Genomic DNA, 26,030 nt, shown 5'->3' on the forward strand with positions numbered 1-26,030 from the left:
GTCCTGCCATGTCTCTCGCATCAGAAGCCTCCCCGTCACCCTCCTCCGTCGCCGCGGACGATCTGGACCGAGCCGTCCAGCTCTCCGTCGCCGTCCTGCGCCGGGCGCCGGCAACGGCCTGGGACGGCAAGGCCGGTTCGCTGGAGTGGGACTGCTGGGAGACCGTCGAGCACCTGAGCGACGACCTGTTCGCCTACGCCGCCCAGCTGGGGCCGAGGCAACCGCCCCTGGAGGGCGAGGTTCCGTTCGTCTGGGAGAGCCGGCGCCCCGGTGGCCCCAAGAACGCCGTCCACGCGGACCGGGCGGCGGGGTCCGCCGGGCTGCTGCAGGTGCTGGAGGCGTGCGGCGCCCTGCTGATCGCGATGGTGCGCACGACGCCGTCGCACACCCGCGCCTACCACGGCTACGGGGTGTCGGACCCGGAGGGTTTCGCCGCGATGGGAATCGTCGAGACGCTGGTGCACACCCACGATCTGGCCGAGGGCCTCGGCCTCGACTGGACCGCCCCGCCCGCCGACATCTGCGCGCGGGTGCTCGCCCGGCTGTTCCCGGAGGCTCCGGGGTCCACCGACCCATGGCCCACGCTGCTGTGGGCCACGGGCCGCGCGGAGCTGCCCGGCCACCCCCGCGTCACGACCTGGCGCTGGTACGGCGAGCCCCGCCCGTAGGCGTTCCGGCCATCCCCGCGGGGCGGCCTACCGGAAGTCGTCCGCGTGGTCGTGCGCCCAGGAACGGAAGCTCCGCGCCGGCCGCCCGAGCAGGTGCTCCACGGTGTCGGTCACCCGCTCGGGCGTGTCCACGAACGACCGCCACGCCGCCAGCCTGGCCGCCACGAACGCCGGATTGCCCCAGGCCGCCGTCAGCTGCTCACGAGCCGTCTCCGGAGGCAGGTCCTCCCAGCGCACCTCGCGCCCGACCGCCTCGCCGATGATCCTGACCTGCTCGGCGTGGGTGATCGATTCCGGACCCGTCAGCACGTACTTGGCACCGTCGTGCCCGTCCGAGGTGAGCACGTGGGCGGCCACGTCGGCGATGTCGCGCTCGTGGATCAGGGACCGCGACGCCTGCCCGTACGGCCAGCGCACGACGCCCTGCCGGATCTGGTCGGCCCACCCGAGGGTGTTCGTGGCGAAGTCGATGGCCCGCAGGAACGTCCAGTCCCGCCCGGTCGCCCTGATCTGCCGTTCGATCTCCTGGTGGAACGAGGTGGCAGGCTCGCCGTCCGCGAGGTCGGCGATGTCGGTCGACAAATACACAATGTGCCGGGCATGCTCAGCGGCCACCTCGACCACCCGGGGATCCACCGCGATCCCGGGCCACATCAGATAGACGCGCTCCACATCGCGCAGCGCGGGCCGCAGCGTCTCCGGCGCCGTGAGATCTCCGCGCACGCCTTCCACGCCCTCGGGCAGCGAGGCCCGGTCCGGATCGCGCACCAGAGCGCGGACGTCGCGCCCTGCCCCTGCCAGTGACGAAACGAGGTGTCTGCCGATGGTGCCGGTCGCGCCGGTGACAAGAATCCTGGTCATGAAGAGGCCAACCCCGGCCGCGGCCGGACTATGCCGTCCGGCCGCTCACCCGCCGCTTGCCGGGCGCGGTCGGGCACGCCGTCGTGTCAGGCGTGGAACTCGGTGAGGTCGATGCTGTGCACGCGGAGCGGCCTGCCGGACCGAGGGTCCACGGTGTCGCGGTCCAGGACCATGCCGAGCTTGCGCATGACGTTCTCGGAGGCATCGTTGCCCACCTGGTGGATGCTGATGACGCGGTCCAGGCCGCGATCCTGCAGCGCGAACTCCAAGGTGGCGTGGGCAGCCTCGGACGCGTAGCCCTGGCCCCAGAACTGCCGGCCGAACCGCCAGCCGATCTCCACGGCGGGCAGCACCTCCGGCAGGAACTCGGGCACGGACAGCCCCGTGAAACCGGCCAGCTCACCGGAGGCGAGCAGCTCGACGGCGAAGATCCCGAAGCCCTCGTCGTCCCACTCCTCCTCCCAGCGCTCGATGGACTCGGCGGTGCGCTCAAGATCGCGGACCGAGCCGTCATCGATCCAGCGCATCACCTGCGGGTCGGCGTTGATCTCCGCCATGGGCGCGAGGTCGTCGTCGTGCCAGCGACGAAGGAGGAGGCGAGGGGTGCGGATCTCGGTCATACCCGCATCCTGCCGAAAGAGGAGCCCCAACGGTAATCGGCACGGCCCCGCCCACCTGGTCCATGGCCTCACTCCCCCGCCGCGCGCCGGAACGGACACGGCCCCTCGCGCCGTGGACGGCGTGTCAGTTCGCCGCGTCCAGCCGCCCGCGCTGGTCCGCCGTCAGCTCCAGATCGACCGCGGCCAGGCTCTCGTCCAGCTGCGCCACGGAGGAGGCGCCGACCAGGGGGATCACCGGCACCTCGGATCCGATCAGCCAGGACAGCACGACCTGGTTGAGGGTCGCGCCGGTCTCCTTCGCCACCTCGCGCAGCACGGCGAGCCGGACGGGCGTGCCCGGGTGGTCGAACTCGGGTCCCAGCGGCTTGTCCTCACGCCCGTAGGCACCGCCCAGCAGCGGCGAGTAGGCGACGAGCGCGAGCTCGGGGTGGGCGCGCAGGTAGCTGAGGTGGTCGCCGCTGAGCACGCCCTCCTGGCCGTCCGGGGAGCGCAGGCTCGGGAAGTCGGTGCGCCGCCGCAGATAGCTGTGGTGGAACTGCAGGACCTCGTATCCCGGCAGACCGGCCGCCGCGGACGCGTTGCGGGCCTCCTCCACCCGCCACGCCCAGTGGTTGCTCGCGCCGAGCAGGCCGACCGCGCCCTCGGTGACCAGTTCGGCGAAGCTCTCGACAATCTCCTGCGCCGGCGAACTCGTGATCTGGGTGTGCGCGTACAGCAGGTCCAGCTTCTCCACACCGAGCCGTTCCCGGCTGCGCTCCGAGGACTCCCTGATCGACTTGGCCGACAGCCCCTCGATGTCGAGGGCCAGGGTGTTGCTGGGCGCGAGCGGCCGTCCCCCGAGCTTGGTGGCGATGGTCAGCTCGTCACCGGCACCGCGGCTGCGGCGCCAGCGGCCGAGCAGTTCCTCGCTCTCGCCGCCCTGGGTGCCGTTGACCCAGTAGGCGTAGTTGTTGGACGTGTCGATGAACGTGCCGCCGGCCTCGACGAACCGGTCCAGGATCGCGAACGACGTCGCCTCGTCGGTGATCGTGCCGAACAGCATGGCCCCGAGACTCAGCACGCTCACCTCGCGGCGGGTCGCCGGGTCCTTGCCAATCGTGCGGTACCGCATGTGCGTTCCCCTCGTTGAACCCGTCCGTGCCGGGCTTTGCGCAGGAGTCTGCATGCTGGAGAGCGCTCTAAGTCAACCCGTCCGACCAGGGGCGGCGGTTGCGGCGAGCGGCTGCCTACGGCTCCAGCGAGCGGATGACCCGGGCCGGACTGCCCACCGCCAGCACACCGGCCGGCAGGTCCTTGGTGACCACCGCCAGCCGGCGCCGCTCGGCCGGCGTGGATCCCGCGCCCGCGTTGTAGGCCGCGCACAGCTCGGCACGCCGCTCGGAGTCCGCGCCCAGGTCGGCGTCGTCCGGGAGGTACCAGTCGCCGGCCAGCATGCGGTCCTTGTTCTCGCCCACCAAGGCCCCCCCTCTCGTCGGAATCAATCACCTTAACCAACGACGCGGGCGCGACGGCGGGCCCCACGCCCCGCCGGATCCGGGGGCCGGGCCGACTTGCGCGACACCGCCCACCGCGGGCCGGGCGGCTCTACTCTGATCGTGTGCCGGACGCGAAGCCCGGCGGGGGAGCTTGCGGCACCCGGCCGGTACGGGTTCCGGAGGGGGTGCGGCACGGTGGAGCAACTGGGTCCCGGAGATCCGCGTCAGGTGGCGCAGTACCGGATCAGCGCACGGCTCGGTGCGGGCGGCATGGGGCAGGTCTATCTGGCGCGCTCGCCGGGCGGCCGGTCCGTCGCGGTGAAGGTGGTCCGGGCCGATCTGGCGCAGGATCCGCAGTTCCGCGTCAGGTTCGCCCGGGAGGTCGAGGCCGCGAAACGGGTCAGCGGTGTCTTCACGGCGCCGGTCATCGACGCCGATCCGAACGCAGACCCCCCGTGGCTGGCCACGGGTTACGTCGCCGGGCCGTCCCTCACCAGCGCCGTGACGGAGTTCGGGCCGCTGCCCGAGAACAGCGTGCGCATGCTCGTCGCGGGGCTCGCCGAGGCCCTGGTCGCCATCCATCGCGCGGGGCTGGTCCACCGCGACCTCAAGCCGTCCAACGTGCTGCTCGCCCTGGACGGGCCCAAGGTCATCGACTTCGGGATCGCCAAAGCACTGGAGTCCGTCGGGCTGACGATGACCGGACTGACGATCGGCTCTCCGGGGTTCATGGCGCCCGAGCAGGTCACCGGTGGTGAGGTCACCTTCGCCACCGACATCTTCGCGCTGGGCGCGGTGCTGGTCTTCGCCGCGACCGGCCGGTCCCCCTTCGGCACCGGCCCCACGCCGGCGCTGCTGTACCGGGTGGTCAACGACGAGGTCGGCGTGGACGACCTGCCGGCCGGCCTGCGCCGGCTGGCGCAGAGCTGTCTGGCCAAGGACCCCGCGCAACGGCCCACCGCGGCGCGGATCCTGGACGGGCTGGACTCCCCCGACCTGGCACCCACCTCGACGTTCGACTCGGGCGGCCCCTGGCTGCCCGCGCCGCTGACCCGGGCGATCATGCGGCAGTCGGGACTGCTCGAGGAGGAGCCGACCGTACTGGACCCGGCACCGGCAGCCCCCGCCACCCCGGCGCCCCCGGCTACGGCCGGCTACGGATATCCCGGGCCTTCCGCGGGTGCGGCCGTACCCGCGGGGTTCGGCCCGCCGCCGTTCGTCCCGGCCGACGGCGGTACGGCGTACAGCGGACCCGGCGGTCACAGCGCGTACGCCACGATCCCGCGGGCACCTCAGCACCCCGGATCCCCCCGGTCACCGACGCGCCGCCGCGGGCGGATCCTCGCGGTGGCCGTCGCGGTGCTGCTGCTCGGGGGCGGCGGCGCGTTCGTGCTGAACCAGCTGGGGGGCAAGGACGATCCGAACGGAGCCCACGCGGGCTCGGGCTCGGGCTCGACCTCGCCGAGCACGGTGTCGCCCTCGCCGTCCGGCACGGCCGCCACGCTGGCCTGCGGCGGCATCAAGGACCCCTTCACCGCGACCGGGACCGCCGCGGGCTGGGTGCCGCACCGCAACGCGGACGAACCGATGGTGATCTCCGGGGGAAAGCTCGCCGTCACCGCCTCCGACGGCGCCGATCTGCGCGCCGACATCCCCTCGGTCGGAGCCAGGGCGCCCCTCTACTACCGCCCGGTGACCGGGAACTTCACGGCGGAGACCCTGGTGAGCGCGACGCCGCGCTACACCTACCAGGGAGCCGGGCTCTTCCTCGGCGCGGCCGGCTACGGATACATCCGGCTGGAGCGCGGCTACGGCGACACCGGTGGCATCACCTTCGAGTACTACCGGGACGACGGCAAGTACATCGCCGTGGACTACGCCTTCACCACCGCGGAGGCCAAGGGCAGGAAGCTCATCAGGACGGACGCCACCACCGTCCAGCTCCGGCTTCGGCGCGTCGGCGAGACCGTGACCGCGTCCTGGCGGGAGAGCGATGCGGCCGACTGGCAGCAGTTGGGGCAGGCCCCGACCCCGGGCTCCTCGGGGACCAAGGGGAAGCCGGAACTCAGGATCGGCCTCTCCGTGGTCAACCGCGCACAGTCACCGCAGGGAGATCCGCAGAAGCGGCCCTTCACGGCGTCCTTCGACTACGCCGACATCAGCTGCGACTGAGCCCGTCCGGGTCCGGCCCGCTGCACCGCGCACCCTCATTGCCGCCGTCCGCGAGGTGCGCGGGCGCAGGCCGCCTCCACCGACGCGACGGGGCGCAGGTTCCTCGTGAGGTCGGCGAGCCGCAGGACCCGCAGGTGCCAGGGGTGGGTGCAGACCAGTCCCATCCAGCCGTCGTGCTCCAACAGCCGGCGGCGGGTGCGGACGAGCAGGGTCAGTGCGGCGCAGTCGAAGAACTGGATGGGGCGCAGGTCCACGACCACCAGGGCGCCCGGCGACTCAGTGACGGCGGACACCCGCGCGCTGATCTCCTCGATCGTCGACACGTCGATTTCCCCGCGCAGCTCGACCACGGTGAACTCGCCCCGCACGTAACTGTGGACGAGCCGGCGCCGTTGCGGAACGACGTCCCGGCAAAGGGCGGCCGGACCGGTAGCGGTGGCCGGAGTGTCCTCATCCATGCGCGGTCCCCCGTCCAACAGCCCCGAACAGTCGGAAGCTCTCAGCCATACGGACTGCCACCGGGGTCCCGGGCGACATCCCGTAACTCTAGGGACAGCGCAGGATGCAGAAACGTGCAGGCGGCTTGCGGTTCAGCCGTCCGGGTGAAGGACATCGAGCATGCTGCCGGTCGTCATACTCCTGTACAGACCGGCTTGCCGGCCGGCGCCACCGCGGCTGCCCCCGGGGGCTGCCCCGGTTCTGGGGTCCGGGGCAGCCTTCGGGGCCTCGCCGTCACAGACTGACGCGCACCGCCAGGGGCCCGGCGTCCTCCCGCCGCTCCACGGCGCCGATCCGCCCGGCCGCCCGCACATCGGCGTCGACGAGGGTGTAGCGGTCGAGGACCTCGCGCGGCCCGGAGACGACGGCCGTGGCCACCTCGGCCCGCATGGACACCTTGGCCTCCGACTTGGCCTTGCGGACCGCCGAGATGACCTCCGCCGCCGTGGCCAGCAGCGCGCCGTCCCCGTCGGCGGCCCGGGCACGGATCTCCTGCGCCACGGGCCAGCTCGCGCGGTGGACCGAGCCCTCGGCGTGCCAGGACCACACCTCCTCGGTGACGAACGGCAGCACGGGGGCGAACAGCCGCAGCAGCGTGTCGAGGGCGGTGTTCAGAGCCGCGCGGGCGGAGTGCGTTCCGGTGACGTCCTGCTCCGCGTTGGAGCTGCCCTCGGCGCCGTAGGCACGGTCCTTGACGAGTTCGACGTAGTCGTCGCAGAAGCGCCAGAAGAACTTCTCGGTCCGTTCCAGGGCGCGCGCGTAATCGAAGTCCTCGAACGCGGCGGTGACCTCCTCGACAGCCGCCGCGAGTTCGGCGAGCATCGCACGGTCCAGGGGTTCGGTGACCGGCGTCCCCGCCGGCACCGCGCCGAATCCGCGGACGAACTTGCTGGCGTTGAGGATCTTCACCGCGAGCCGGCGCCCGATCTTCATCTGGCCGGCGTCGAAGGCCGTGTCGGTGCCGGGACGGCCGCCGGCGGCCCAGTAGCGAACGGCGTCGGAACCGTGCTGGACCAGGAGGTCGGCCGGGGTGACCACATTGCCCTTGGACTTCGACATCTTCTTGCGGTCCGGGTCGAGGATCCACCCGGAGATCGTGGCGTGTTTCCAGGGCAGGACGCCGTGCTCGGCGTGCGCGCGGACCACGGTGGAGAACAGCCAGGTGCGGATGATCTCGTGGGCCTGCGGGCGGAGGTCCATGGGGAAGACCCGCTCGAACAGGTCCGGGTCCTTCAGCCACCGGCCGGCGATCTGCGGGGTGAGCGACGAGGTGGCCCAGGTGTCCATGATGTCGGGGTCGCCGGCGAACCCGCCGGGCTCACCACGCTGTTGCTCGGTGTATCCCGCGGGCGCCTCGGCGCTGGGGTCCACCGGCAGGGCCGCCGGGTCCGGGACGATCGGCCGGTCGTACTCCGGGTTGCCCTCCTGGTCCAGCGGATACCAGACCGGGATCGGAACACCGAAGAACCGCTGCCGGCTGACGAGCCAGTCGCCGTTGAGTCCGCTGACCCAGTTCTCGTAGCGCACCCGCATGTGTTCGGGGTGCCACCGCAGTTCGGCGCCACGTTGCAGCAGTTCCTCGCGCAGCGGGACGTCCCGGCCGCCGTTGCGCAGGTACCACTGGCGGGTGGTGACGATCTCCAGGGGCTTGTCGCCCTTCTCGAAGAACTTCACCGTGTGGGTGACGGGCCGCGGGTCGCCCTCCATCTCACCGCTCGCCCGCAGCATCTCCACGACGCGCTCGCGGGCGGTGTACGCGGTGGCTCCGGCCAGCCGGCCGTAGGCGGCGCGCGCCTGTTCCGAGACGAGGCCGGCGGGCGGATCCGCGGTGAAGCGGCCGTCCCAGCCGATCACCGGGCGGGTGTCGAGCCGCAGTTCACGCCACCAGGTCACGTCCGTGGTGTCGCCGAAGGTGCACACCATGGCGATCCCGGAGCCCTTGGCGGGGTCGGCCAGCCGGTGCGCCAGCACGGGCACGGCGACATCGAAGAGCGGGGTGCGGACCGTCGTGCCGAACAGCTCCTGGTAGCGGGCGTCGTCGGGGTGCGCGACGAGCGCGACGCAGGCGGGCAGCAGCTCGGGACGGGTGGTGTCGATCAGGACGCGCCGGCCGTCGGCACCGTGGAAGGCCAGCCGGTGGTAGGCGGCCGGCTGTTCGCGGTCCTCCAGCTCGGCCTGGGCGACGGCGGTACGGAAGGTGACGTCCCACAGCGTCGGCGCCTCGGCCAGGTACGCCTCACCGCGCGCGAGGCCGTTGAGGAACGCCGCCTGCGAGGTCGCGCGGGCCTCGGCGTTGATCGTCTGGTACGTCCGTGTCCAGTCCACCGACAGACCGAGCCGGCGCCACAGGTCCTCGAACGCCTTCTCGTCCTCGACGGTCAGCCGCTCGCACAGCTCGATGAAGTTGCGGCGTGAGACCGGGACCTGCTGCTTCCCGGGCTTCTCCGGCGGAACGAGGTCCGGGTCGTAGGGGAGCGCCGGGTCGCACCGGACACCGAAGTAGTTCTGTACGCGCCGCTCGGTCGGCAGGCCGTTGTCGTCCCACCCCATGGGGTAGAAGACCTCCTTGCCGCACATGCGTTGATAGCGCGCGATCGCGTCGGTGTGCGTGTATGAGAAGACATGGCCGACGTGCAGCGAACCGCTGACGGTGGGCGGCGGGGTGTCGATGGAGAACACCTGCTCGCGCGTCTTGGAGCGGTCGAATACGTATACGCCCGACGTCTCCCACCGGTGGGACCACTTCTCTTCCAGCCCGTCGAGCACGGGCCTCTCGGGAACGCCGCTCGGGCGGTGGGTGAACGTCATTTCGACATGCTAGAGGACGTGCCGCCGGCCCCCTCGGGGCGGGCGGCCCGCAGCGCGCGACGGCGGAACACCAGGCCACCCGGGCCGGGCCGTACGCGATCACTCGAAGGGAGGGAAATTCATATGAGCCATAACCCGAATGCGGCCGGTGCGTTGTGACGGATGCGGACGTTCGGTCCGCGGGGAATTCCGGAAGGCAGGAAACCTATGCAACAGGTCGCCAGAAAGGGACTGCTCACCGCCATCGTCGCCGGCGGAGCACTGGCCGGTGCCGGCTACGCGCAGGCCGACGCGGGCGCGGACGGTGACGCGGCGGGATCTCCCGGGGTGCTGTCGGGCAACTCGGTGCAGCTTCCGGTGCACGTTCCGGTCAACCTGTGCGGGAACACGGTCAATGTGGTCGGCCTGCTCAACCCGGCGACCGGCAACGCGTGCGCCAACGTCTCGCGCGGCAGCGGTCCGGCCGCGGGTCCGGCCGCCGGCGGCCCCCGTTCCACGAACACGGACGGCTCGGCCGCTCACGGCAGGACGCAGGGCTCACCGGGAGTGCTGTCGGGCAACGGCCTGCGGCTGCCGGTCGATCTGCCGGTGAACCTCACCGGGAACTCGCTCAACGTCGTGGGCATCGGGAACCCGTCGATCGGCAACATCTCGTCCAACCGGCCCGACACGCCGCCCGCCGTCACCCTCCCCGCGCCCTGGCACAGGACCGCGCCGACCGTGCCGGTGGCGGCGAGCCATCAGGCCCCGCTCGTCCAGGCCGAGGCCGGAGAGACGCTCGCGCACACGGGCACGGACTCCCTCGGTTTCACCGTCCCCGCGGGAGCGGCCCTGCTGGTCGGCGGCGCCGTGCTGTACCGGAGGTCACGTCCCCGGACGTGACGGGCTCCCGGGCACGACCCGATGCGGCGCGGCGGATTCTCCCTGGACCGGGCCAACGGCCGCGCCGCATCGGCCGCATCACCGGGCCGGGCGTCGCGCACCAGTACTGAGCCGCACTGCGAGAGCAAGGTCCGTGAGAACACCAGAACAGCGTGCCGAAGCCTCGGCACGGACCGACACCAGCGGCGGCAACGGCGCCCCGGGACTCGCGGCCGGTGCGGTGTGGCCGGTGGTGGAAGCGACTCCCGCCAGGACCCTGCTCGAGGTGCTGGAGGCGTCAGCGAGGAAGCATCCCGACGCCCCCGCCCTCGACACCGCCTCCGGACCGCTCGACTACCGCGCGCTGACCGCCCGCGTCACGGAACTGGCCGACCGGCTGGCGGCCGCGGGCATCGGCACGGGCGACCGGGTCGGGGTGCGGGTGCCGTCGGGCACGGCGGAGTTGTATCTGGCGGTCCTGGCGGTGCTGCGCACCGGAGCGGCCTACGTACCGGTGGACGCCGACGATCCGGACGAGCGCGCGGAGCTGATCTGGGCCGACGCCGGAGTGTGCGCCGTGATCGGCGCCGGCTGCGTGATCGTGCCGCGCCCCGGGCGGCTGCCCGGTGGCCGTCCGGGTCGGCCGGGACCCGACGACGACGCCTGGATCATCTTCACGTCCGGCACCACCGGCCGCCCCAAGGGAGTGGCCGTCAGCCACCGTTCGGCTGCCGCCTTCGTCGACGCCGAGGCCCGCATCTTCCTGCCGGCGGCGCCACTGGGCCCCGGCGACCGGGTCCTGGCGGGGCTGTCCGTCGCGTTCGACGCCTCGTGCGAGGAGATGTGGCTGGCCTGGCGGCACGGGGCGTGCCTCGTGCCCGCCCCCCGGTCGCTGGTGCGCGCCGGTGCCGATCTGGGGCCCTGGCTGGTCGACCGGGGCATCACCGTGATCTCCACGGTGCCGACGCTGGTGGCACTGTGGCCGGTGGAGTCCCTGGCCCGGGTGCGGCTGCTGATCCTCGGCGGTGAGGCGTGCCCGCCCGGACTCGTCGACCGGCTGGCCGCGCCGGGCCGCGAGCTGTGGAACACCTACGGGCCGACGGAGACCACCGTGGTGGCCTGTGCCGCTCTTCTGAAGCCGGGAGCGCCGGTCAGGATCGGCACGCCGCTGGACGGCTGGGAGGTCGCCGTCGTCAACGGCGAGGGCAAGCCGGTCGCCTGGCACGAGACGGGGGAACTGCTGATCGGCGGCGTCGGCGCCGCCCGGTACCTCGACCCCGTCCAGGATGCCGAAAGGTTCCGCCCGCACCCGTGGCTGCGCGGCCCGCGGGTCTACCGCAGCGGTGACCTGGTGGTGGCGGAGCCCGAGGGCCTGGTCTTCGTCGGGCGCGCCGACGAGCAGGTCAAACTGGCCGGCCGCCGGGTCGAACTCGGTGAGATCGACGCGGCGTTGCGGGCGCTGCCCGGGGTGCGCACGGCCGCGGCCGCCGTGCGGAACACGGCCGCGGGCGGCCAGGCGCTGGTCGGCTACCTCGTCACGGACCCGCGGTCCTTCGATCCCGCAGCGGCGCGCGCCCTGCTGCTGCAACGGCTGCCCGCGACACTCGTCCCCGTGCTGGCCGTGGTGGACGAACTGCCGACCCGCACCTCGGGAAAGATCGACCGCGACGCCCTGCCCTGGCCGCTGCCGGCGACCGCGGGTGCGGCGGCGGACCCGGCGGTCGACGTCGCCGCACTCGGGGAGACGGCGGCCTGGCTCGCCGGCACGTGGCGGGAGGCGCTCGGGCTGCCGGTCACCGGGGACAGCGACTTCTTCGCGCTCGGCGGCACCAGCCTGGCCGCCGCCCGACTCGTCTCCGTACTGCGGGAGCGATACCCCGGCGTCTCGGTGGCGGAGGTCTACGGCCGCCCCCGGCTGCTCGACCTCGCCGCCCACCTCGACGATCTCGGCGGCGGTCCGCGCGAGGAACGGACGGTGCGGCCCACCCCGCGCCGCGCCGGAGCCGTCCAACTGCTGGTGCTTGCGGTGCTGTACACCCTCGGCGGACTGCGCTGGATGCTCGGCCTCGCCACGGTCGACAACCTGATCGGGCCGGTGCCGTGGGCGCCGCACACCTCGTGGTGGCTGATCCTGGGCGGCTGGCTGGCGCTGTCGAGCGCCGTCGGCCGGGTGGTCGTCGGCTCGGCGGCGGCCCGGCTGCTGACCGCCGGGATGCGCCCGGGATCGTATCCGCGCGGCGGCCGCGTCCACCTGCGGTTGTGGGCGGCGGAGCGGACGGTGGCCATGTTCAACATCGCCTCGCTGCTCGGCACCCCCTGGGCCCGGCACTACGCCCGCGCGCTGGGCTGCCGGGTGGGACGGGACGTCGATCTGCACACCGCGCCGCCGGTGACGGGCATGGCCCGGTTCGGCGACGGATGCGCCGTCGAACCGGAGGCCGACGTGGCCGGGTGGTGGCTGGACGGCGACATCCTGCACCTCGGCGCCGTCGAGATCGGCGCCGGCGCCCGCGTCGGTACCCGCAGCACCCTCATGCCGGGCGCCCGCGTCGGTGCCGGGGCCGACATCGCGCCCGGCAGCTGCGTGCTCGGCGACGTTCCGGCACACCGGCGGTGGCACGGCTCCCCCGCCCGCCCCGTCACCGGCGCTCCGCCGGCCGGTGACGGCTGGCCCCTGCCCGAGCACCGCCGTGCGCGCCGCTGGGATCTCGCCTACGCGCTCGCCCTGCCGGTCTTCGGGCTGCTGCCGCTGATCGCCGCGGCCCCGGCGCTGTGGATGACGTACGCGGCGGTCCGCGACGAGGCCACGCTCACCGGCGTCCTGGTGCGGCTGCTGGAACTGACACCGCTGCTCGTGGTGGTGGGTGTCGTGACGTACGCGGGACTGCTCGTCGTCCTCGTCCGGCTGTTCGGCCTTCCCATCAAACCCGGCCACCACCCGGCGCACGGCGGCGTCGCCTTCTGCACCTGGATCGTGTCGGGCCTGATGGCCACGGCGCGCGGCTCGCTCTTCCCCTTCTACGCGAGCTTGTTCACCCCGGTCTGGCTGCGCCTGCTCGGCGCCCGCGTGGGGCGGGGCGTCGAGGCGTCCACCGTGCTGGCGCTGCCCGGCCTGCTGCGCGCCGACGACGGCGCGTTCCTGGCGGACGACGCGCTCATCGCCCCGTACGAGATCCGCGGCGGCCGGCTGCGGCTGGGCGCCGCACGGATCGGCCGCCGGGCCTTCGTCGGCAACTCCGGCATCGTCGGCCCCGGGCGGGAACTGCCGGACCACGCCCTGATCGGCGTGCTGTCCGACGCCCCCGAGCACGCGGAGCCCGGCTCGTCCTGGACCGGACGGCCGGGTTTCCCGCTGCCCCGCGTCGCCGACCACGTGGACCCCGGCCGCACCTACGACCCACCGCGCCGGCTGGTGCTGGCCCGCTCGGCCGTGGAACTGTGCCGGATCGTTCCGGTGCTGTGCGCCGCGCTGCTGGGCGCCGGATCCCTCGTCGCGCTGCAGGCCGTCCTCACCGCGTACGGGCTGCCGGCCGGAGCCGCCGTCGGCGGTCTGGTGACACTCGGCGCGGGCATCGTCGCGCTGCTCGTCACGACGGCCGCGAAGTGGATTCTGGTGGGCCGCTTCCGCACGGGAGAGCACCCGTTGTGGTCGTCCTTCGTCTGGCGCAACGAGTTGTACGACAACTTCGTGGAAGAGCTGGCCATGCCGTGGCTCGGCACGACGCTGACCGGCACCCCGTTCCTGAACATCTGGCTGCGCAGTCTGGGGGCGCGCGTCGGCCGCGGTGTGTGGTGCGAGAGCCACTGGCTGCCCGAGGCGGATCTGGTGCGCCTGGACGACGGGGTCAGTGTCAACCGCGGCTGCGTCCTGCAGACGCATCTGTTCCACGACCGGCTGATGCGTCTCGATACGGTCCACGTCGGGGAGGGCGCCACGCTCGGCCCGCACTCCATCGCCCTGCCCGGCTCGGTGCTCGGCGCCGGATCCTGCGTCGGCGCCGCCTCCCTCGTCATGCGCGGCGAGAGCGTACCGGCGGGGTCCCGGTGGGTGGGAAACCCGGTGGCGCCGTGGCCGCGTCCGGGGACGGTGCCCGGGGCGGGCTTCCGGGGTCCGGGCCGGCCCCGCGATCCGGAGGGCTCGGTTGCGGCTTCCGACGAGGGGGCCGCGTACGTGATCCGCTGACGCGCGGCCCGCGCCACCGCCTGACGGAACTCGATCGCGGATTTGTGTTATCAACGTCCGGCCGCCGGATCTCCTGTGTGTTGCACCCGCACCCAGCAGACCCCGCACCGGAAAGTGAACCCGCGTGAACCGTGAGACCCAGCCCCCGACGTCCACCCCGGAACCGGGCACGATTAGCGCCTCGTACCAGCAGCGCCCGGACGGCCGGGGCTCCCACTCCGCCGCGCGGGGCCGCAGCGCCGGGCGGCACAGCGGGCGCGGCGGTCAGCACCGGGGGCGGCGCTCGCGGTGGGCGGCGACCGTCGGCGGTGCCGCGGCGCTCATAGCCGTGGCGGGCGGCGGGTACACCGTGGTCCAGTCGGCGACGGACCGGACCGACGAGACCCGTTCGGCCGCCGGACCCGCCCCGGTCACGGACTCCCCCGACGCCCCCGGCAGCCCGAGCGGCGCCTCCGCGACCCCGCGGTCCACGGACCCCGCCACGCCCTCCCCCAGGGTCTCCGTCACCGCGACCCCCTCCGCACAGCGCCCGGGCAGCCGGCCGGCCACCACCGCGCCGCACACCGCCGGAGGGCCCACCGGCACAGCCGGCACGGGCAAGGGCGCCGGTACCCGCAAAGCCCCCTCCTCCCTCTCCGGCGGCGGGTCGAAGACCGCCCAGTTCGCCCAGCAGGTCCTGGACCTGGTCAACACGGAACGCGCCCGCCAGGGCTGCAAGCCCGTCACCGTCAACGCGAAGATCCAGGCCGCGGCCCAGGCGCACTCCGACGACATGGCCGCCCGCGACTACTACGAGCACGACACCCCCGAGGGCGTCGGCCCGGGCGCACGGATGACGTCCGCCGGCTACCACTGGAGCACCTGGGGCGAAAACATCTACAAGAGCCCCAAAGACGCCCAGAGCGCGATGGACGGCTGGATGAAGAGCCCCGGTCACCGTGACAACATCCTCAACTGCGCCTTCAAGGAGATCGGCGTCGGCATCAACCTCAGTTCGAACGGTCCCTGGTGGACCCAGGACTTCGGCGCGGCCTCCTGAGGTCGCGGACGGTGCGGGGCGACAGGACGGCACGAGACGGGGACAGGAGCGGTCGGACGGTGGAACGGGAACGCGGCACCGCGCTGGTGACGGCCGCCAGGGCCGGGGACGAGCAGGCGCGTGAGGAGCTGGTCGCGGCCTACCTGCCGCTGGTCTACAACATCGTGGGCCGGGCGCTGGACGGGCATGCCGACGTCGATGACGTCGTGCAGGAGACGATGCTGCGCGTTCTCGGCGCCCTGCCCGATCTCCGCGATCCGGCGTCCTTCCGCTCCTGGCTCGTCGCCATAGCGATGAACCAGGTCCGCCGGCTGCGCTCGGCGAGCGGCCCGCCCCGGGCCACCGGGCTCGACCAGGCGCGCGAGATCGCCGACCCGACGGCCGACTTCACCGACCTGACGATATGGCGGCTCGGCCTGTCCGGGCAGCGCCGGGAGGTGGCCGAGGCCACCCGCTGGCTCGACGCCGACGACCGCGAGCTGCTGTCGCTGTGGTGGCTGGAGGCGGCCGACGTCATCACCCGCGAGGAGCTGGCCGCCGGGCTCGGCGTCCCGGCGCGGCACGCGGCCGTCCGCGTCCAGCGGATGAAGGAGCAGCTGGAGACCGGCCGGCTGGTGGTGCGGGCGCTCGCCGCCGAACCGCGCTGCCCCGAGCTGGAGGCCCTCCTCGCGCCATGGGACCGGGTGCCGTCCGCCCTGTGGCGCAAGCGCGTCGCCCGGCACGCCCGCGACTGCCCGGACTGCTCCGGGCGCGCGGCCGACCTGGTACCGGCCGAGGGGCTCCTCGCCCGCCTCAGCCTGGTGCCGGTCCTCCTCGCCCCCGGCCCCGGGTCTCCGACGGGCGCGACGCTCGCGCCACACGGTTCGGGCGGTGCGGCAGGTGGAACGGGCGGCACCGGCGGCGGCTCGGGGCGCTCGCACGGAAAACCCCCGCGCTCACCACGTCCCCGCACCCCGGCCGTGGTCGCCGGTGTCCTCCTGGTGACGGCCCTTGCGGTGCTGACCGTGCTGCGGTGGCAGCCCGGTCAGACACCGGCGGCGGCCCCCACCCGGACAGCCACGACCCCCGCGACGACCGCGCCCGCACCCCCGACGCCCACGGTGACCTCCGCTCCGGCCACCACCCCTGCGCCGCCGCCCACCCGTCCCCGCCCCACCCTCGAACAGCAGGTCACCGAGCTGGTCAACGCGCAGCGCGCGCTGCACGGCTGCCGCCCGGTGCGCGCGGACGCGAAGCTGCACGCCGCGGCGCAGGGCCACGCCGACGACATGGCCGCGCGCGGCTTCTACGAGCACGACACCCCGGAGGGCGTGGGACCGGACGCGCGGATCACCGCGGCGGGATACACCTGGAGCGCGTGGGGCGAGAACATCGACCGCGGGCCGTCGAGTGCGTCCCGCGCGGTCGCCGACTGGATGAGCGACGCCGCCCACCGGGACAACATCCTCAACTGCCGGTTCACCCATATCGGCGTGGGCACCAACCTCGGCTCCGGCGGCCCCTGGTGGACCCAGGACTTCGCCGCCCACTGAGCACCACCCGCGGTTGTCCGGGCATCGGGTGGAGGATCGTGGGGTCAGCGGGCACGGGCATGGAGAGCGGTTCCCTGTCGGTCGGACGTCGGAGGCCCCTTCATGATCGCGGCAACGCCCCGCCGGACGACACCGGGTTCTCACCCCTCTTCACGCGCCCCTTCCCTCGTGCTACCGCCCGCCCACGTCGTCATCGCGGCGCGGTCGGCACAGCGGGCCACGTCGTGGTCGATGCCGTTCGCGGTGCTGGTCGTCGGGGGTGGCGTGGACAATGGCGGGAGCCGACCTCTTCATGCGCGGAGCGCAGGGCCGGGATCCGGGGTTTTTCGGGGGCTTGGAGGAGTACGGCCGATGGGCGCACCACTACTGCAACTCTCCGGCGTGAGCCGTGCCTACGGAAAGCGCACGGTGCTGCATCCGGTGGACCTGGCGCTGGACGGCGGCCAGTGCGTCGCGCTGCTCGGCCACAACGGGTCGGGGAAGTCCACGCTGCTGCGGATCGCGGCCGGGCGGGACAAGCCCACCAAGGGCAAGGTCACCTTCGACGGCCGGCCGATGACGGAGAACGACGCCCGGGTGCGGGCCAGGGTCGCGGTGGTCGGCGACACCGTGGCGTGTTACCCGGATCTCACCGTGCGGCAGCACCTGCAGCTCGTCGCGGTCGCGCACGGGGTGGAGGGCGCGGACGCGTGGATCGATCATGTGCTCGCCGAGCGGTTGCTGAGTGAGCACGCCAGGTCACTGCCCTCAGGTCTCTCCTCCGGGCAGCTGCAGTCGCTGCTGCTGGCCTCCGCCCTGGTGCGGCCGCGGGATCTGCTGCTGCTGGACGAGCCCGAGCAGCGGCTCGACCCCGACGCGCGGCGCCGGCTGGCGGACCTGATCGCCGCCGAGGTGGCGGACGGGGTGGGCGTGCTGCTGGTCACCCACCACTCCGAGCTGGCGCGCGCGGTCGCGGACCGGGTGCTGGTGCTGCGCGAGGGCAAGCTGATCGCCGACGGCACGCCCGACGAGGTGCTCTCCGACGACGCGGCCGACACCACGTGGCAGACCGGCGTCGCGAGCGCGACCGGCGCCGCCCGGTGAGTACGACGACGCGGCCCACCGACCTCGACAACGGGCGGGACGCCTCCTGGGACGAGGAGGACGACTGGACCGACGAGGCCCTGCTGCTGTTGCGCAACCTGCGCTCCCCGCACCGCCGCAAGCGGGCGGGCCAGGTCGGCTTCGCCGTCTACTGCTTGCTGCTGATCCTGGTCATCTGGGGTGTGCTGCCCGGTTTCAGCCTGTTCATCAAGAGCTCCATGGGCGCGGACTACACCGTGCACGGCGCGGCGATCCTCGCCGCCGTCCCGTCCGGTGTCTGCGCGTTGGCCCTCGGTTCGCTGCTGGTCGCCGCGCGCGACGCGCTGTGGCGGGGGCCGGTGGTGCCGCCGCGGGACAGCGCGGACTGGCTGCTGACGCAGCCGGTGCGGATCGCCCGCATCCTGCTGCCCTGGTTCTGGCTGTCGTGCGGGGTGTCGCTGGCGGTGGGCCTGCTGGCCTCCGTGATCGGCATGGTGACGTTGGGACTGACGGTCAAGACCGGGCTCGCGGCGGCTTTCGCCTGGTGCGCGGTCGGCGGGGTCTGCGTACCGCTGCTCGCCACCGCGCTCGCGGTGGCCGTCGAGGCCCATGAGTCCTTCGCCCGGTGGGTGCGGACCGCGACCCCGTACGCGGGCCTCCTCGTCCTGGCCCTCGCCGCGCAGAGCGCGCTGGCGGCGGCGGGTCATCGGGTGACCTGGCTGGAGCGGGTCGAGTTGTGGTCGGGGCCGTGGGGCTGGAGCGGGATCTCCGTGCTGTCGCCGACCCCGGCCGCCGTGCCGGGCGGCCCGGTCGCGGCGCTGCTGTCGCTCGCGGTCACGGCGGCCGCGATCGAGCTGGCGCGGCGGGCGGCCGGATCGTTGCCGCTGGCCACCGTTCGACAGCGGTCGCGCACCACGACCGGTGTGCTGGCCGCGTTGCAGACCGTGGAGCTGCGCACCGCCCGCCAGGTCGCCGCGGGTGCCTCCGGAACACCGCGCCCCGCGCGACTGCGGTTGCCGGCCCCGCGCCACGCGGCCCTGGCCGTGCCGTGGCGCGACGCGCTCGCCCTGATCCACGCCCCCGGCCGGCTCGGGCGGGCCGTGCTGCTGTCCGTGCTCGCCGTCCTGAGCGCGGTCGTGGCGGTCGGCACGCACCATGCCGGCGGTGTCGCGGCGACGGCCGCCGCGCTGGTCTTCGGCTACTGGGCCGTCGCTCAGCTCCTGGAGCCGGCCCGGCTGGAGACCGACGACACCCGGCGCGGGTCGTGGTCCCCGTATCCGTACGGCGGGCTCATGCTGCGGCACACCATCGTGCCGGTGCTCCTGGGGCTGGTGTTCTCCCTGGTCGCGGGGGTCTGCGTGGTGCTGCTGGGCGGCGGGGCGCGCGTCGCGCTGGCGCCGGCCGCGGTTCCGGCGTTCGTCGCGGCGGGCCTGGTGAACGCCTGCCGGGGCGTGTCGAAGCAGCATCTGCTGCTCTCCCCCGCGCAGAGTCCGACCGGCAGCGTCGGCCCGGTGCTCTTCCTGGCCTGGTACCTGTCAGGACCGCTGGTGGCGATCGCCGCGCTGATCGTCCCCTTCGTTCTCGCCCTGCACACGCCGACGGCCGCGCACCTGCTGTCCACGGTCGCTGTGAGTGCGGTCGTGACCGCGGGTCTGTCGCGGTGGGCGTTCGCGCGGGCCGGGAAACTCCTCGCGTGAACGCACCTGCCCGCGGCGCGTGGCTGCGCGCCGGGATCAGCCGCGACGGCGGGCCGCTGCGCGAGACCGAGCACGTGGTGTGGGTGCAGGCCGGCGCGTACTACGCCGACAGCCGCGGTTTCGCCGGCCGCACCTCGTACGACGGTGAGCAGGTCCGCTTCCACCACGACGTGGGCGAGCCGGGCGACGACACCGGCACGCTCGCATCCGACGGCGCGAACCTGACCGAGACCGGCACCAACCCCGATGGCAGCACCTTCCGGGAGGTCTGGGGACGTCTCCCGGACGACGGCGGCCCGTGCGGCGCCTGGCGGGCCGGGCCCGTACAGGTCGTACGGGCCGGCGCGCACGTCGTGCACGTGGACGACGCGGGCGGAACGTACCTCCTGCTGCCCGGCACCCGTTGAGGCCCTGCGGTCACTTCGCGGAGAACGCCGCGTCGAACGAGGCGGCGGGGGGCTCGATCGCCGCCAGGCGGCGCACGAAGGCCAGGGCTTCGGGCGCGCCGAGCAGCCGGTCCATGCCCGCGTCCTCCCATTCGACGCTGAGCGGCCCGGTGTAGCCGATGGCGTTCAGCGCGCGGAAGCTGTCCTCCCAGGGGACGTCGCCGTGGCCGGTGGAGATGAAGTCCCAGCCGCGCCGGAGGTCGGACCACGGGAGGTGTGAGGAGAGCCTGCCGCGGCGTCCGTCGCCGGTGCGGACCTTGGCGTCCTTGCAGTCGACGTGGTAGATCCGGTCGGCGAAGTCGAGGATGAAGTTCACCGGGTCGAGGTCCTGCCAGACGAAATGTGAGGGGTCCCAGTTGAGACCGAACGCGGGCCGGTGGCCGATGGCCTCCAGGGCGCGGACCGTCGTCCAGTAGTCGTAGGCGATCTCCGAGGGGTGCACCTCGTGGGCGAACCGCACGCCCTCCGTGTCGAAGACGTCGAGGATCGGGTTCCAGCGGTCGGCGAAGTCCTGGAAGCCCGCGTCGATCATGGCGGCGGGCGCGGGCGGGAACATGGCGACGGTGTGCCAGATCGACGAGCCGGTGAAGCCGACCACGGTGTCGACGCCCAGCAGCGCGGCCGCTCGGGCGGTGTCCTTCAGCTCCTGCGCCGCACGGCCGCGCACTCCCTCGGCGTCGCCGTCGGCCCAGATCCGGGCCGGGAGGATGTCCTGGTGGCGCTGGTCGATGGGATGGTCGCAGACCGCCTGGCCGACGAGGTGCGTGGAGATCGCCCAGACCTTGAGGTGGTGCTTCTCCAGGATCTCCAGCCGGCGCGGTACGTACCCGGGGTCGGCGAGCGCGCGGTCGACCTCGAAGTGGTCGCCCCAGCAGGCGATCTCCAGGCCGTCGTATCCCCAGCCGGAGGCGAGGGCGCAGACCTTCTCGAAGGGCAGGTCCGCCCACTGGCCGGTGAAGAGGGTGACGGGACGGGGCATGCGGTCCTCCGGCGGGAAGCGGGGTGGCGTGCGCGGGGCGGTGGGAAGCGGGGCGGCGGATCCTGTCGGCGGCAGGAACCACCACCCCGCGCTGTGGGGGCGGTCGGGCGGCGGCCCGGGTCAGCCGACCGGCGTCCACCGGCTGGCGTCGCGCGCGCTGGCCTCGACGGCGGCCAGCACCCGCTGCACCTGCAGTCCGTCGGCGAACGAGGGCGCGGGGTCGGAGCCGTCCCCGATCGCCTGCACGAAGTCGCGGATCTCGTGGGTGAAGGTGTGCTCGTAGCCCAGGAGGTGGCCGGGGGGCCACCAGGCGCCGGCGTAGGGGTGGTCGGGTTCGGTGACGAGGATGCGGGCGAACCCGGCGGTGCGCGCGTCCGCGGTGTGGTCGTGGAACCAGAGATCGTTCATCGACTCGAAGTCGAAGGCCAACGACCCCTCGGATCCGTTGAGTTCGATCCGCAGGGCGTTCTTGCGGCCCGCGGCGAACCGGGTGGCCTCGAACGAGGCGAGCGCGCCGCCCGCGGTGCGCGCGGTGAACAGGGCGGCGTCGTCCACCGTGACCGGGCCCGTGCCGACGGACACCGCTCCCGGGGCCAACCCGTCCGAGGTCGCGGCGAGCGGGCGTTCCTTGACGAAGGTCTCGGTCACCGCCGAGACGCCGGTGATGAGGGACCCGCCGACGAATTGCGCCAGGTCGATGATGTGCGCCCCGATGTCGCCGAGGGCGCCCGAGCCGGCCCGTTCCCTCTGCAGCCGCCACACCAGCGGAAACTGCGGATCGGTGATCCAGTCCTGGAGGTACTGGGCGCGGATGTGCCGGATCCGCCCCAGCCTGCCGTCGGCCACCAGCCGGCGGGCGAGCGCGATGGCCGGCACCCGCCGGTAGTTGAAGCCGACCATGGAGCGGATGCCGCGGGCGGCGGCGCGCTCGGCCGCCGCGGTCATCGCCTCGGCCTCGGCGACGGTGTTGGCGAGCGGTTTCTCGCACAGCACGTGCTTGCCGGCCTCCAGCGCGGCGACGGCCAGTTCGACGTGGCTGTCGCCGGGGGTGCAGATGTCCAGGACGTGGATGTCGTCACGGACCAGCAGCTCCTTCACATCCGTGACGGCCTCGGCCCAGCCGAGCCGCTCGGCGGCGCGCGCGACGTCGGGGCCCGAGCGGCCGGCGACGGCCACCATCGCGGGGCGCCGCGGAAGGTCGAAGAACGCGCCCACCGAGCGCCAGGCCTGGGAGTGGGCGCGCCCCATGAAGGAGTACCCGACCAGGCCGACGCCGAGGGCCGGTGGCTGTGCTGCGGGCATCGTCGTCGATCCCTTTCCGTCGGTCGGTGCGGAGCGGCTGGTGGGTCAGGAGGATGACTACGAGAATCCGACGGCCATGTACTGGTCGACGTTCTCCTTCGTCACCACCGCCGAGAACGTCGTCACGGACGCCGGCACCTCGTGCTCGACCAGGTCGGCCATGCCGTGGCCCTGGGCGATGAGCCGGGCGACGGTGATCGAGGACGACGCCATGCTCGGGCTGTAGAGCACCGTGGCCTTCACCGGGCTGTCGTCGGCCTTGATCGACTCCATGGCCTTGCGGGAGCCGGCGCCCCCGACCACGACGAACTCCTTGTCGCGCTGCGCCTGCTTGATCGCCGCGAGCACGCCGATCCCCTGGTCGTCGTCGTGGTTCCACATCGCGTCGATCTTCGGGGTGGCCTGCAGCAGTTGTGCGGTGACCCGCTGCCCGGTCGCGGCGGTGAAGTCGGCGGCCTGCCGGGCGGCCAGCCGCAGCCCGTTGGCGGCCAGCGCGTCCTTGAACCCCTTGCTGCGCTGCTGGGTGAGTTCGAGGTTGTCGATCCCGGCGACCTCGACGATGACGGGGTCGGCCTTGCCCGCCGCCTTCATCCGGCGGGCGATGAAGTGGCCGGCGTTCACGCCCATGCCGTAGTTGTCGCCGCCGATCCAGGTCCGGTAGGCGAGCCCGCTGGCGAAGATGCGGTCCAGGTTGATCACCGGGATCCCGGACGCCATCGCCTTCTTGGCGATCTCGGTGAGGGCCTTGCCGTCGAAGGGCAGGATGACGAGCGCGTCGACCTTGGCGTCGATCAGCGACTGCACCTGCTGAATCTGCGCGGCGACGTCGTTGGTGCCCTCGGTCGCCTTGAGCGTGACGTCGGAGTACTGCTTGGCCTGTGCCTTGGCGTTGATGGTGATCGCGGCGGTCCAGCCGTGGTCGGCGGCCGGGGCCGAGAACCCGATGGTCACCGCCTTGCCCGTGGCCGTTCCCGACGAGGACGCGCCGGCCTTGACCTGCGGGGCGCTCTTGTCGTTGTCGCTGCTGTTGGTGCATCCGGTGAGGAGGGCGCCCGCGCCGATTGCCGCCCCGCCGAACAGGACGTGTCTGCGGTCCAAGCTCGTGCTCATATCGGTCTCCGAATCAGGTGGTGACGGACCGGCCACGGCCCCAGCGCTGGATGAGCAGGACGGCGATGATGATCGCGCCCTGGGCGATCTCCTGGATGGGGGTGGTGAGGTTGTTGAGGATGAACAGGTCGGTGATGGTCGTGAAGACCAGGACGCCGAGGATCGAACCGAGGACGGACCCGAAGCCCCCGGTCAGCAGCGTCCCGCCGACGACCACCGCGGCGATGGCGTTGAGTTCGTAGAGCATGCCGTGGGTGCTCGCACCGGTGTTGGCCTGCGCGGTGAGCATCACGGCGGCGATGCCGCAGCAGAAGCCGGAGACGACGTAGAGCAGGCACGTGTGCAGCCGCACGTTGATGCCCGCCAGCCGGGCGGCCTCCGGGTTGCCGCCGACGGCGTACGTGCGGCGCCCGAACGTGGTCCGGTTGAGCACCAGCCAGCCCACCACGACGACCGCGGCGAAGATGTAGACCAGCAGCGGTATGCCCAGCCAGCGGGTCTCGGCGATGGACAGGAACGTGTCCGCGGTGACGATCTGCGACTTGCGGTCGGAGAGCTGCTCCGCCAGACCGCGGGTGGCGACCATCGTCGCCAGGGTCACGATGAAGGCGACCAGCCGCCCGTAGGCGATCAGCAGACCGTTCAGCAACCCGCAGAGCGTGCCGACCAGTACGGAGGTGAAGATCATGACGGCCGGCCCCTGGGCCTGGCTGCCGGTGGTGGTCGACCACACCGAGGCCAGCGCGATCAGCGCGCCGACCGACAGGTCGATGCCGCCGCCGATGATGACGAACGTCATCCCGACGGTGACCACCCCGATCACGGCCGCGAGGCTGAGGATCAGCACCATGTTGCTGGTGGTCGCGAAACTGCTGCCTTTGGTGAGGGCCCCGATGCCGCACAGGATGCCCAGGGCGATCACCAGCGCGAGGTGCCGCAGCGCCCCGGCGCCCCGGCCGCCGCCGAACCCGCCGATCCCTCCCAGGGACGCGAACGGCCCGGTGTGTACACCCTTCCTGGCGGCGTGCGCGGCGAGTTCCTCGACCCGGCGGTGTTCGTCCGCCTCGGGGGCGTCGGCGGGGACGGAGAGGTCCGGGGCGGGAGCCTGCGGTCTGTCGCTCATAGCGCGCTTCCTTCCATCACCAGGTCGAGGACCCCGTGTTCGTCGATGTCCACCGCGTCGCAGGCGTGGATGACCCGGCCCTCGCGCAGCACGAGGATCCGGTCGGCCAGGCCGAGTACCTCCGGCACCTCGCTGGAGACCAGCACGATGGCGAGACCCGCGTCGGCCAGCGCCCTCATCTGCGCGTACAGCTCGCTGCGGGCGCCGACATCGACGCCTCGCGTCGGTTCGTCCAGAAGCAGCACGTCACAGCGGCGCAGCAGCCAGCGGGCCAGCACCGCCTTCTGCTGGTTGCCGCCGGACAGAGTGCGTACCGGCCGGTCCGGGTCGTCGGGGCGCAGCTGTACGGCGGCGATCTGCCGGGCCGCGTCGGCCGCTTCCCGGCGCCGGTCGAACCAGCCCCAGCGGGTGTAGCGGCCGAGTGAGGCGACGGTGATGTTGCGTCCGACGCTCTCCAGCATGAGCAGCGCCTGCGACTTGCGCTCCTCGGGGGCGAAGCCCATGCCGCGCCGGACGGCCGCCGTGGTGCTGCCGGGCCGCAGGGCCGCGCCGCCGAGCAGGACGCGGCCGGCCAGCGGCGTCCTGGCGCCGTAGATCCCCTCCAGGATCTCGGAGCGGCCGGAGCCGACCAGCCCCGCGATCCCGACGATCTCGCCGGCGCGGACGCTGAACGAGACGTCGTGGACGCGACCGGCCACCGAAAGCCCCTCGACGCGCAGGACTTCGGGGCTCTCCGCCCGGGTGCCGGGAGCGGGGCGGCGGGGGAAGGTGTGCTCCACGGCGCGGCCGGTCATCAGGGCGACCACGTCGGCGGTCGGGGTGGTGCGGGCGGGCAGTCCGACGGCCCGGGTGCGGCCGTCCTTGAGAACGGTGATGCGGTCGCCGATCTCGCGGATCTCCTCCAGGCGGTGCGAGATGTAGACGACGGCCACGCCGGTGGCGGCGAGTTCGCGGATGATGCGGAACAGGTTGGTGACCTCGTCGTGGGCGAGTGCGGCCGACGGTTCGTCCATCACGATGAGCCGGGCGTCGTGCGACAGCGCCCGGGCCATGCTGACGACCTGCTGCGCGGCCGCGGGCAGGTGGCCGAGCGGCTTTCCCGGCGGGATCTCGGCGTGTCCGAGGCGGTCGAGCAGGGCGCGGGCGGCGCGGTGCATCTCGCCGCGCCGGGTCACGCCGAAGGAGGCCGGTTCGTGGCCGAGGAAGATGTTCTCGGCCACGCCGAGGCCGGGTACGAGGTCGAGTTCCTGGTAGATGGTGGCGACGCCGAGGCGCATGGCGGCGGTGGGGTGCGAGAGCCGTACCGGTTCGCCCTGCCACAGCAGTTCACCCGCGTCCGGTTGATGGGCACCGGAGAGCACTTTGATCAGTGTGGACTTACCGGCCCCGTTCTGCCCCAGCAGGCAGTGCACTTCGCCGGCGCGGACCTCGAGGTCCACCCCGTCCAGGGCACGGACGCCCGGGAACTCCTTGACGATGCCCCGCATCGCGAGCAGGGGCGGATCTGCGGTGGCGGTCACGGAGACCTCCTCGGTGGCGCCGGAGAGCGGCGGTACGTATGCGGCTGTGGTGCTGAGCGGCGGTACGTGGGCGA

General features: G+C 73.1%; 20 protein-coding genes. 9 read left to right on the forward strand and 11 right to left on the reverse strand.

The window, feature by feature from the left end; translation table 11 throughout:
* The first annotated feature begins 8 nt into the window (after positions 1 to 8).
* The gene (locus O3X23_RS35045) at positions 9 to 668 is read left to right on the forward strand and encodes a hypothetical protein (RefSeq protein ID WP_269276620.1); all 660 of its coding nucleotides are present in this window, start codon (positions 9 to 11) and stop codon (positions 666 to 668) included.
* A 27-nt stretch (positions 669 to 695) separates the two neighbouring features.
* Here O3X23_RS35045 and O3X23_RS35050 read toward each other — a convergent pair whose 3' ends face one another.
* From O3X23_RS35050 to O3X23_RS35065, 4 genes are all read right to left on the reverse strand, one after another.
* Entirely contained in the window at positions 696 to 1,529 is an 834-nt protein-coding gene (locus O3X23_RS35050; protein ID WP_269276622.1) for an NmrA family NAD(P)-binding protein, read from the reverse strand.
* An 86-nt stretch (positions 1,530 to 1,615) separates the two neighbouring features.
* Positions 1,616 to 2,149 (reverse strand): GNAT family N-acetyltransferase, encoded by a 534-nt coding sequence (locus O3X23_RS35055; RefSeq protein WP_269276623.1) that lies wholly within the window; start codon positions 2,147 to 2,149, stop codon positions 1,616 to 1,618.
* 124 nt (positions 2,150 to 2,273) lie between these two features.
* On the reverse strand, positions 2,274 to 3,260 hold the full coding sequence (locus O3X23_RS35060) for an aldo/keto reductase (RefSeq protein ID WP_269276625.1): 987 nt from the start codon (positions 3,258 to 3,260) through the stop codon (positions 2,274 to 2,276).
* A 115-nt stretch (positions 3,261 to 3,375) separates the two neighbouring features.
* Positions 3,376 to 3,603 carry a maltose acetyltransferase domain-containing protein gene (locus O3X23_RS35065; RefSeq protein WP_269276627.1) on the reverse strand — a complete coding sequence of 76 codons (228 nt, stop codon included), beginning with the start codon at positions 3,601 to 3,603 and terminating at the stop codon, positions 3,376 to 3,378.
* A 216-nt stretch (positions 3,604 to 3,819) separates the two neighbouring features.
* Between O3X23_RS35065 and O3X23_RS35070 the strand changes: the two genes are divergently transcribed.
* Positions 3,820 to 5,796: a protein kinase domain-containing protein gene (locus tag O3X23_RS35070; RefSeq protein WP_269276629.1), complete on the forward strand. Its 1,977-nt coding sequence runs from the start codon at positions 3,820 to 3,822 to the stop codon at positions 5,794 to 5,796.
* Positions 5,797 to 5,831: 35 nt separating this feature from the next.
* On the opposite strand, the gene O3X23_RS35075 is transcribed toward O3X23_RS35070, so the two are convergent.
* Positions 5,832 to 6,254, reverse strand: coding sequence for an anti-sigma factor antagonist (locus tag O3X23_RS35075; RefSeq protein WP_269276632.1), 423 nt, complete (start codon positions 6,252 to 6,254; stop codon positions 5,832 to 5,834).
* A 274-nt stretch (positions 6,255 to 6,528) separates the two neighbouring features.
* Positions 6,529 to 9,102, reverse strand: a complete 2,574-nt coding sequence (valS, locus tag O3X23_RS35080) for a valine--tRNA ligase (protein ID WP_269276634.1) — start codon at positions 9,100 to 9,102, stop codon at positions 6,529 to 6,531.
* Between the two features lie 207 nt (positions 9,103 to 9,309).
* Between valS and O3X23_RS35085 the strand changes: the two genes are divergently transcribed.
* From O3X23_RS35085 to O3X23_RS35115, 7 genes are all read left to right on the forward strand, one after another.
* The gene (locus tag O3X23_RS35085) at positions 9,310 to 9,984 is read left to right on the forward strand and encodes a chaplin (RefSeq protein ID WP_269276636.1); all 675 of its coding nucleotides are present in this window, start codon (positions 9,310 to 9,312) and stop codon (positions 9,982 to 9,984) included.
* A gap of 133 nt (positions 9,985 to 10,117) precedes the next feature.
* On the forward strand, positions 10,118 to 14,146 hold the full coding sequence (locus O3X23_RS35090; protein WP_443048069.1) for a Pls/PosA family non-ribosomal peptide synthetase: 4,029 nt from the start codon (positions 10,118 to 10,120) through the stop codon (positions 14,144 to 14,146).
* Between the two features lie 124 nt (positions 14,147 to 14,270).
* Complete coding sequence (locus O3X23_RS35095; RefSeq protein WP_269276638.1) at positions 14,271 to 15,185, forward strand: CAP domain-containing protein; 915 nt, start codon at positions 14,271 to 14,273, stop codon at positions 15,183 to 15,185.
* Positions 15,186 to 15,244: 59 nt separating this feature from the next.
* The gene (locus tag O3X23_RS35100) at positions 15,245 to 16,717 is read left to right on the forward strand and encodes a sigma-70 family RNA polymerase sigma factor (RefSeq protein ID WP_269276640.1); all 1,473 of its coding nucleotides are present in this window, start codon (positions 15,245 to 15,247) and stop codon (positions 16,715 to 16,717) included.
* A 351-nt stretch (positions 16,718 to 17,068) separates the two neighbouring features.
* The gene (locus O3X23_RS35105) at positions 17,069 to 17,800 is read left to right on the forward strand and encodes an ATP-binding cassette domain-containing protein (protein ID WP_269276642.1); all 732 of its coding nucleotides are present in this window, start codon (positions 17,069 to 17,071) and stop codon (positions 17,798 to 17,800) included.
* Positions 17,797 to 19,476, forward strand: a complete 1,680-nt coding sequence (locus O3X23_RS35110) for a hypothetical protein (RefSeq protein ID WP_269276644.1) — start codon at positions 17,797 to 17,799, stop codon at positions 19,474 to 19,476. The genes O3X23_RS35105 and O3X23_RS35110 overlap by 4 nt, the downstream gene beginning before the upstream one ends.
* Positions 19,473 to 19,883: a hypothetical protein gene (locus O3X23_RS35115; protein ID WP_269276646.1), complete on the forward strand. Its 411-nt coding sequence runs from the start codon at positions 19,473 to 19,475 to the stop codon at positions 19,881 to 19,883. Before O3X23_RS35110 ends, O3X23_RS35115 begins: the two co-directional genes overlap by 4 nt.
* Positions 19,884 to 19,893: 10 nt before the next feature.
* Here O3X23_RS35115 and O3X23_RS35120 read toward each other — a convergent pair whose 3' ends face one another.
* From O3X23_RS35120 to O3X23_RS35140, 5 genes are all read right to left on the reverse strand, one after another.
* Entirely contained in the window at positions 19,894 to 20,901 is a 1,008-nt protein-coding gene (locus O3X23_RS35120) for a sugar phosphate isomerase/epimerase family protein (RefSeq protein ID WP_269276647.1), read from the reverse strand.
* A 120-nt stretch (positions 20,902 to 21,021) separates the two neighbouring features.
* Complete coding sequence (locus tag O3X23_RS35125; protein WP_269276650.1) at positions 21,022 to 22,203, reverse strand: Gfo/Idh/MocA family protein; 1,182 nt, start codon at positions 22,201 to 22,203, stop codon at positions 21,022 to 21,024.
* Positions 22,204 to 22,260: 57 nt separating this feature from the next.
* Positions 22,261 to 23,313, reverse strand: coding sequence for a substrate-binding domain-containing protein (locus tag O3X23_RS35130; RefSeq protein ID WP_269276652.1), 1,053 nt, complete (start codon positions 23,311 to 23,313; stop codon positions 22,261 to 22,263).
* A gap of 13 nt (positions 23,314 to 23,326) precedes the next feature.
* Positions 23,327 to 24,436 carry an ABC transporter permease gene (locus O3X23_RS35135; RefSeq protein WP_269276654.1) on the reverse strand — a complete coding sequence of 370 codons (1,110 nt, stop codon included), beginning with the start codon at positions 24,434 to 24,436 and terminating at the stop codon, positions 23,327 to 23,329.
* Positions 24,433 to 25,923: a sugar ABC transporter ATP-binding protein gene (locus O3X23_RS35140; protein ID WP_269276684.1), complete on the reverse strand. Its 1,491-nt coding sequence runs from the start codon at positions 25,921 to 25,923 to the stop codon at positions 24,433 to 24,435. The genes O3X23_RS35135 and O3X23_RS35140 overlap by 4 nt, the downstream gene beginning before the upstream one ends.
* Positions 25,924 to 26,030: the final 107 nt, after the last annotated feature.

Source organism: Streptomyces sp. H39-S7 (assembly GCF_027158205.1).
Classification (GTDB): domain Bacteria; phylum Actinomycetota; class Actinomycetes; order Streptomycetales; family Streptomycetaceae; genus Actinacidiphila.